Here is a 7,367-nt window from a genome sequence, read left to right as displayed (position 1 = left end):
CAGTTTGCGCAGCGCGTAGACATGTCCGCAGTTGGGGATAGACCGGAAGTCTCGGGCTGAGGGGCAAATCGGCGCGATTGACCCTCAACAGACATTCGGTCCCATGCCTTCCAGGAAAGGTTGGTTCTGGCATTACCCGGTCTGTCCCGACGTGCAGAACGGATACGGTTCCCATGTGATGTTCTGATCTGAGTAAAAGTTGGGCGTGCCAATTCCGACATGTTGGTGGTAAGCTGGCTAAATGGAGCGCACCGGCCGCCGGTCAACGCCTGGCTTTTGGCCCCGAGCCAACGACCTGCTTTTCCCGGGCCCGCCGCGACACGACCGGACAAGGTAGTGGCTCGCTAACGACGTCTACCCACAACAAGCAGTTCCCCGAGCTTTGAGCCAGTGTCATGACGCTGGAAGTCCCGCCGAGCATCCATTTGCAAAGATAGAGCTGCAGTCGATCGACCACGACAACGAGAAGCATAAGTGTCGGCGATCAACGCGACCCGATTGCGTTGAGAGACCATCGTTAGGAGGGATCTCCAATGCCTCCCGAGATAACCGAGCATGGCAACGAGTCAGTTGCGGTCGAGACGCCCGCAACAGCTAAAGCGGGCGCTACGGTCGATCGTGACGGGAAATTACGGCAGGCAGATCCTGTTTCGACGGCCGCCCCACCAGCGAAGCAACGGTTCACACGGCGGCGAAAGTTGCTGATCGGTGTGGTCGGCGCTGTGGTCATTGCGGCCGCGGTCTATGCCATCCCCTGGATCCGGTTCGTGCTCAGCACGGTTTCGACCGACGACGCCTTCGTGAACGGACACGTGACGTTCGTCGCTCCCCGTGTACGCGGTCAGGTTGCCCGGGTTCTGGTGGATGACAACAACCGTGTGCACAAGGGAGATCTTCTCGTTGAACTCGATAAGGAGCCATTTCGGGACGCGGTCGCCGTGAAGAAAGCGGCCGTCGACACCGCCCAGGCGGATCTCGACGCGACCCGGGCCACGGTGCGGGGCATCGAAGCACAAGCCATGAGCCGGCGCTGGCAATTGCAACAAGCCATTGAGAACGTCGAAAACCAGATAGCCCTGCTGCATGCTCGGGTCGCCGCGCTCAAGAAGGCGAAGGCGACACTTACACTCGCGCAGCAGGAGTTCGACCGGACAGCGCGCCTGGTCGTATCTGAGACGGCGAGCCGCGAGCTCTATGATCAACGTCAGGCGTCGTTGTCGATTGCCCAAGCGGGTATCGTCCAGGCATTGGCGGATGTGAATCAGGTCCGTGTCTCTTTGGGCCTGCAGACGCAGCCCGAAGACAGCGCGGATCTTGACCGGGTGCCGCCCGATCTCGATCAGACGTTTTCTTCGGTCCTGCAAGCGCAGGCGGGGCTGATTCAGACTGCGGCTGAACTCGGCGTTCTGCATTCGTATAACCAGACTCCGAAGCAGATGCTCGAGGAGTTCTATAAGCTCGATCCCAAAGGCGACGTCAACCGCACGTTCGATCGGCTGGCCGCGGAGGCGCCGGCCGTCAAGCAGGCCGAGGCCAAGCTCGCTGCCGCCAAACGCGACCTCGCTCTGGCTGAACTCGACCTTCGCTATTGCGACGTCGCCGCCGAGATCGACGGCGTTGTCACGCGCCGCAACGTCAATCCCGGCAATGATGTCCAGGTCGGGCAGAACTTGATGGCGCTCCGCTCGCTCAGCGAGATCTGGGTCGATGCCAACTTCAAGGAGACGCAGTTGCGCGACTTGCGCATCGGTCAGACTGCTGATCTCTATGTCGACATGTACGGCGGCAAACAGGTCTTCAAGGGCCGGATCGCGGGCTTCACCATGGGGACCGGATCGACGCTCGCATTGCTCCCGCCGCAGAATGCCACGGGCAACTTCGTCAAGATCGTCCAGCGACTCCCGGTTCGGATCGAGCTTGAAGGATACGACCCGGACAAGACCCCTCTGTTCATCGGCACATCGGTCGTTCCCTACGTCAATATCAACAAGCCACCCACCGGACCCGATGCCGGGAAATTCCTTCAAAGCAACATGCAACCATCGCCGGCCGGCGCTCCGGCTGCGAGCCCACCGGGTGTCGACAAATGACCGAGTTGGCACTTTCACCCTCCAGATCCCCGACAGAGGTGAACCCGTGGCTTGTAGCCGCCGTCGTCATAATACCGACCTTCATGGAGGTGCTCGACACCACCATCGCTGTGGTCGCACTGCGATATATCGCCGGCGGCCTGTCGGCGACCGTCAACGACGGCGAATGGGTCATCACCAGCTACCTCGCCGCCAACGCCATCATCCTGCCGATTACCGGCTGGCTGTCGGCGCATCTCGGTCGCCGCAACTACTTCCTGCTGTCGATCGCCGTCTTCACCCTCGCCTCCGGCTTGTGTGGAATGGCAACCAGCCTCAGTCAGCTGATTGTGTTTCGTGTCATGCAGGGCCTGGCGGGCGGCGGTCTTCAGCCTTCCAGCCAAAGCGTGCTGCTGGACGCCTTTCCACAGGAGAAGCAAGGCATTGCGATGACGCTCTTTGGCCTGGCTGCCCTTTTGGCGCCGGTCGTCGGTCCGACCCTTGGCGGTTGGATCACGGACAGTTATTCGTGGCGCTGGGTGTTCTTCATCAACGTTCCGGTCGGTCTGCTGGCGCTTGCTGCCTGCTATGCGCTACTCCGGGATCCGGACTATCTCACAAGGCAGCGTTTGGAATTGAGAAGGCAGCCGTTGCGTTTTGATGTACTCGGCCTGTCACTCCTGGTGATCGTCATGGTCTCCTGGGAGGTGATGCTCAGCAAGGGACAGGAGTGGGATTGGCTGAGCGATCCGTTCTGGCGTGTGCAGACACTGGCAATTCTTGTCGTTGTGGGTCTGACCGCGCTGATCGTCTGGGAGTTACGCCACCGCGGCCCAGTGGTCAATTTCCGCCCCCTGCGGGAGCGAAATTTCGCTGCATGCTGCTTCATCATCTTTTGCGCTTTCGCAGTCCTCTACGCCGCCAGCACATCGTTGCCAGCCCTGCTTCAATCTCTGTTCGGCTATGATGCTCTCAGCGCGGGGTTGGTCATGTCGCCGGCTGGGTTCGCCGCGCTTTTGGCAATGCCGTTTGTCGGCCTGGCACTTGGCCGAGGGACCGATGCCCGGTGGTTAATCGCCGCCGGCCTGCTGGTCATGGCGGTCGGAAACTACTGGATGTCGCAGATGAACCTCGACATCAGCCCGGGCCAGGTCGTCTGGCCTCGGGTGATGCTGGTCTTCGGACTCTCGATGTGCTTTGCGCCTGCGAATGTAGCGGCCTATCTCTATACGCCACCGTTGTTGCGTGGAGCGGCGGTCGGTCTGCTCAGTCTGCTTCGCAACGAGGGAGGCAGTGTGGGGACATCGCTGGCGCAGGCAATTCAGGAGCGCCGCGACCAGTTTCACACCCTGCGGCTTGGCGAGCCCCTTGATTCCTTCAACGCTAATGTGGCTTCCTTCCTCCATCAGGCCCAGGCAGTGTTCCTGCAGCAGACCGGCGACCCGTCCGCAGCGCAGCAACTGGCCTGGCAGGCGCTCGAGAACTTGCGGCAGCAGCAGGCATCGTCACTTGCTTATTTCGATGTCTTTTGGCTGTTGGCCGTGGTGATGCTGGCGCCGATACTTGCGGTGTTGCTGATGAAGCGTTCGGTGGCTGAGAAAGGCGCACATATCGGTGCCGAATAAGGTGTCCATGCCGGATGCCGCGCGCCGACGAGGTGACAGAACGATGTCGCGTATTGGCACGGAGCCGCCGATCCGGCACATCCACAACTCGGCCGCTAATCGACCGTAAGGTCACTGTTGGGAGAGCTTGTCATGGAAACCAGGATCGATGAGATCGGTGCAGGCATATATCGCCTCTCTGTCTTTGCGCCCGATGCCGCTCCGCCCACCGGATTTACATTCAATCATCTTGGCGATCCACCTTTCGTTCGCCAGGCACGTCAAGATAGCAACGATTCTGACAAATACTCAGTGCCTAAGATCCTCAAACCTAGCCAGAACCAAGCGTTGTATAACAGCAAAGACCATTGCGGCCGAAACACCGAACATGAGCGCTCCGTTCGTTGCCTCCAGCGGTCCCAGCAACCGCCACGACGGGGTCAGAAGCACATCCCCGTAGCCCAGAGTCGAGTAGTTGACCGCCGAGCAGTAGTAGGCGATTCCGAATTCTTTAAATTCTCCACAGAGGACGAGCAACGCTGCCCATAAAGCGATCTCAATCAGGTGCGCTACGAACGCGAAAGATATAGCCAGCGCCAGGATTGAAAGATCGATCAAGGCGCCGCTGCCTGCGCGCCCGCGTTTCCTCTCATAGCGAAAGAGGTTTACCGTCGCGACCATCGCGAGCGCATGGACGAAGATCGTACATACGACTGCGCCTACGCCAACCATCAACGGAAAGAGAATCGCGAATTGATGATTTTGCGTCATCTTTTGCACCGCCACATCCCGGCCAATGTTCTGGGTTGGGACGAATAACGTTCGGACCGCCATCACCCGGGCCGCCCTATGGACGGTTCAAACGGTGGTACACCATACGCCAACCGGTTTGTGCTGACGTCAAATTGGGATCGGCAGGAAAGAACTCTAGCTCGCTCCGAAACGGCTGCTGAACCGCCCGCCAGCATGCGACCCATCTCGGCCCTTCAGGACTACTTGTCTCCTCCCGAAAGCGGACGATCGATGGCGCGGAAGCAGGGCGATGGTCTCGGCGGCCGACTCTCGCAGGTGGCGGCGATTGTGCGGCGGTGATGCTCACGAGAGACCAGCGGCCAGACTTCGCGTGCGCGCAGGGCAGGTGGCAATGAGGCCAACGCGGAAACATAACGACCCGGCGCGGCCCCCCACACGACGATGTTGACACATCAAGCGTGTGTCAACCGCGCTGTGCCGGGTCATAGAAGAATGTTTCTGTGGCAATCTTCTCACCTCGCTAGGTTTGCCATGCGACCTCTTCCTGTTGCAGTTTGCCTCCATCCTTGAAGACGAAGGTGAAGCGCCAGCGAATCGCAACCTGGTCGCCTTCAATCATCGGACCGCCAAGTAGTTCGGTTCTAACCGATTGGCTGCGCTCCATCATCGCGGCCTCACGCTTCATCAGCGCCTCTCGGCCCCCTTGGAGGGGCGGCGCTTGGTTTTCCTGCGTCCACGCGTCATCGTGATACCAGTCGCGGATTGCGCCGACGTGGTCGCCGGAAATCACATGGGCAATGAAGGCTTCGACGGTGGTTCTGGCAGGCATGATCGCGACTCCCAATTAAGAATTGATTCCTTGGGCTTTTTGAACTGGCGATTTGCAGACGCACTATGCCGTCGTCGGCGGATGCGCCATGTCTCATATCGTCTTGGTAAAGCGCGCAGCAAGGGGTCGCCGCCTCGAAGTAGACGGCTGAACGCGAGGCCCACGCTCAAGTGGAACAATGTTCTAGCTCGCTGCGAAACAGCATCGAAACAATTGTCGATTTGGTACGTATCGGGCCGCCACAAAATACGAGCTTGTGATCAACCTCAAAACTGAAGGTGCTTGGCCTCGACGCGCCCACGCGTCTCTCCCCCTCGTCGACGAGGTAATGGAATAAGCGGCCACTCTGCTGCATCGCATGAGTCCGGAATTGGCCCTTGGCTGCCATCGCGACCCCGAAGAGTAGGTCAGCTAACGGGTGGAAAACGGTCCAAGATGCGCTGGCCCGCCAATTCCGAATCTGACCCATCTGCGACATGGGCAGGTTCAGCCGACCAGCTGGCAGTGCCCGCTGATGACGGTACCGTCGCGTTTATGCGCCTTAAGCGTGCCGTCGACGCGGTTGATGAAACCTTGCCAGACAGCGGTCGGGTCGAACAGATGTTGCCAAATGTTGCCGAGCGTAAGCGCCGTCTCAAAGAACAAGTGCGTATCTGTGGCGTGAACGGCCAAATTGCTTCCGAATGTCCGAGAGCGCATCGTCCCCTCGTCCAGATTAACCGTGACCTGTTCCCCGTTTATGTAGACCGAGTTGCGCCCGCCACCCGCAAGGCCCCGCGCCCAGCATTTCAGATCGATCGTCTCGGCATCTGCAGCCGTTGCAGCTAGCAGCGCTGCGACGATGATGGTTGCTTTCAGCTTCACAGTTATCTCGTCGCTTTGTCTTGATTTATTTGTGAGGCGAAGACGATATGGGGCGTCGTGGTGTTTAGAAAGGATGCTGTTCGTTTAGGAGCATCCTGCAATGCTCACCGCTTCACGATACCAAAAGCTCGTCAGCGAATACAAATCCCTCGCGCAAACAACCTGACGTTCCCAAAGAATGCGCGGCCATGCTGATAAACATTGCCCGGAGCCTTTCCAGTCTGGCGACCCAGCTTGATAGGCTCGCAGCCCATGTCAGAGACAATAGGAAGTAAGGCGGCCGCCGTTGGCGGCATCGTTCACCCTCGCGAATGTCACTTGTTGGCCCGGAGCCGTCTGTAAGGGCAGCGCAGAGGACGTCTGCTCTGCCCCCGAAGTCAGACGTCAACTTGTTCGGCTATCGCGAGGGCGTCGTCGACCTCGATGCCGAGATATCGAACGGTACTCTCGATCTTGGTATGCCCCAGAAGGAGCTGTACGGCTCGCAGGTTGCCGGTTCGGCGATAGATCAAGGTCGCCTTGGTCCGGCGAAGGGAATGCGTCCCGAACAGGTGCGGGTCTAACCCGATGTCGGCGATCCAGCGGGACAGAAGGCGGGCATACTGGCGGGTCGTCATGTGTCCGGCCCGCCGCCGTCCGGTGAACAGGTATTCGCCTGACTTCTTGACGGTCACCCGCAGGTAGTCATCGATGGCCTGACGGGTCGAGTCCGTTAGTTCTAATTTGACTGGCCGACCGGTCTTCTTCTGTCGGACGATCGCGCGATCGGCCGTACACCCGCCCGGCGCAACGTCATCGACTTTCAATGCGACTACATCGCAGCCGCGCAGCTTGCTGTCGATGGCGACGTTGAACAGCGCCAGATCACGCGTTCGGCCTTCGACCTGGAGCTTGGTTCGGATCGACCAGACATGCTTGGGACGGAGCGGCGGCTTTGCGCCGACGATCTTCCCCTTGTTCCAAGGAGCGTATTTAGAGACGGCAGGGATGGTGCTTGGGATATCGGTCATGGTTGACCTCCTCAGCTAGTGAGGCTGGTCATTTTCAGCCCGGAGCCCTTCCAATCCCGCGTCCGCTTTGAGACGATTCCGTTGAAAAAGACGGCTGTTGCGGCGCAGAGATATCAGGGATTCAGACTGTCTAATTGGCAGGACTGAAGGTCATGATGGGACATCGGCAAGTCGAACAGGCTGCGCTGTTCTATGAGTTCTCACTCGAAAGGCATATTCCGGCCGACCACCTGCTCCG

General features: G+C 59.4%; 6 protein-coding genes. 2 read left to right on the top strand and 4 right to left on the bottom strand.

All coding sequences use genetic code 11. The annotated features are described in order from the left end of the window. Window positions 1-533: 533 nt before the first annotated feature. A complete protein-coding gene (locus tag ACZXDY_RS43830) occupies window positions 534-2,090 on the top strand; it encodes a hypothetical protein (RefSeq protein WP_464349760.1) in 1,557 nt (518 codons plus the stop codon). After that, window positions 2,087-3,694 carry a DHA2 family efflux MFS transporter permease subunit gene (locus ACZXDY_RS43825; protein WP_464349759.1) on the top strand — a complete coding sequence of 536 codons (1,608 nt, stop codon included), beginning with the start codon at window positions 2,087-2,089 and terminating at the stop codon, window positions 3,692-3,694. The genes ACZXDY_RS43830 and ACZXDY_RS43825 overlap by 4 nt, the downstream gene beginning before the upstream one ends. Before the next feature lie 288 nt (window positions 3,695-3,982). Here the strand turns inward: ACZXDY_RS43825 and ACZXDY_RS43820 are convergent, their stop codons facing one another. The 4 genes from ACZXDY_RS43820 to ACZXDY_RS43805 all read right to left on the bottom strand — a co-directional run bounded on the left by ACZXDY_RS43820 (window position 3,983) and on the right by ACZXDY_RS43805 (window position 7,129). Beyond that, window positions 3,983-4,444 (bottom strand): ion channel, encoded by a 462-nt coding sequence (locus ACZXDY_RS43820; protein ID WP_130577570.1) that lies wholly within the window; start codon window positions 4,442-4,444, stop codon window positions 3,983-3,985. Window positions 4,445-4,946: 502 nt separating this feature from the next. Then, a complete protein-coding gene (locus tag ACZXDY_RS43815) occupies window positions 4,947-5,255 on the bottom strand; it encodes a nuclear transport factor 2 family protein (protein ID WP_464349758.1) in 309 nt (102 codons plus the stop codon). A gap of 486 nt (window positions 5,256-5,741) precedes the next feature. Beyond that, complete coding sequence (locus ACZXDY_RS43810) at window positions 5,742-6,119, bottom strand: hypothetical protein (RefSeq protein ID WP_464349757.1); 378 nt, start codon at window positions 6,117-6,119, stop codon at window positions 5,742-5,744. Window positions 6,120-6,496: 377 nt separating this feature from the next. Then, complete coding sequence (locus ACZXDY_RS43805; RefSeq protein WP_464349756.1) at window positions 6,497-7,129, bottom strand: tyrosine-type recombinase/integrase; 633 nt, start codon at window positions 7,127-7,129, stop codon at window positions 6,497-6,499. Between the last annotated feature and the right edge of the window lie 238 nt (window positions 7,130-7,367).

This window comes from Bradyrhizobium sp. LeoB3 (assembly GCF_055456055.1).
This window is presented reverse-complemented; position numbering and strand designations above follow the sequence as displayed.

Coding starts and splice junctions, on each gene's coding strand:
- ACZXDY_RS43830 (WP_464349760.1), top strand. CDS start 534: ATGCCTCCCGAGATAACCGAGCATGGCAACGAGTCAGTTGCGGTCGAG.
- ACZXDY_RS43825 (WP_464349759.1), top strand. CDS start 2,087: ATGACCGAGTTGGCACTTTCACCCTCCAGATCCCCGACAGAGGTGAAC.
- ACZXDY_RS43820 (WP_130577570.1), bottom strand. CDS start 4,444: ATGACGCAAAATCATCAATTCGCGATTCTCTTTCCGTTGATGGTTGGC.
- ACZXDY_RS43815 (WP_464349758.1), bottom strand. CDS start 5,255: ATGCCTGCCAGAACCACCGTCGAAGCCTTCATTGCCCATGTGATTTCC.
- ACZXDY_RS43805 (WP_464349756.1), bottom strand. CDS start 7,129: ATGACCGATATCCCAAGCACCATCCCTGCCGTCTCTAAATACGCTCCT.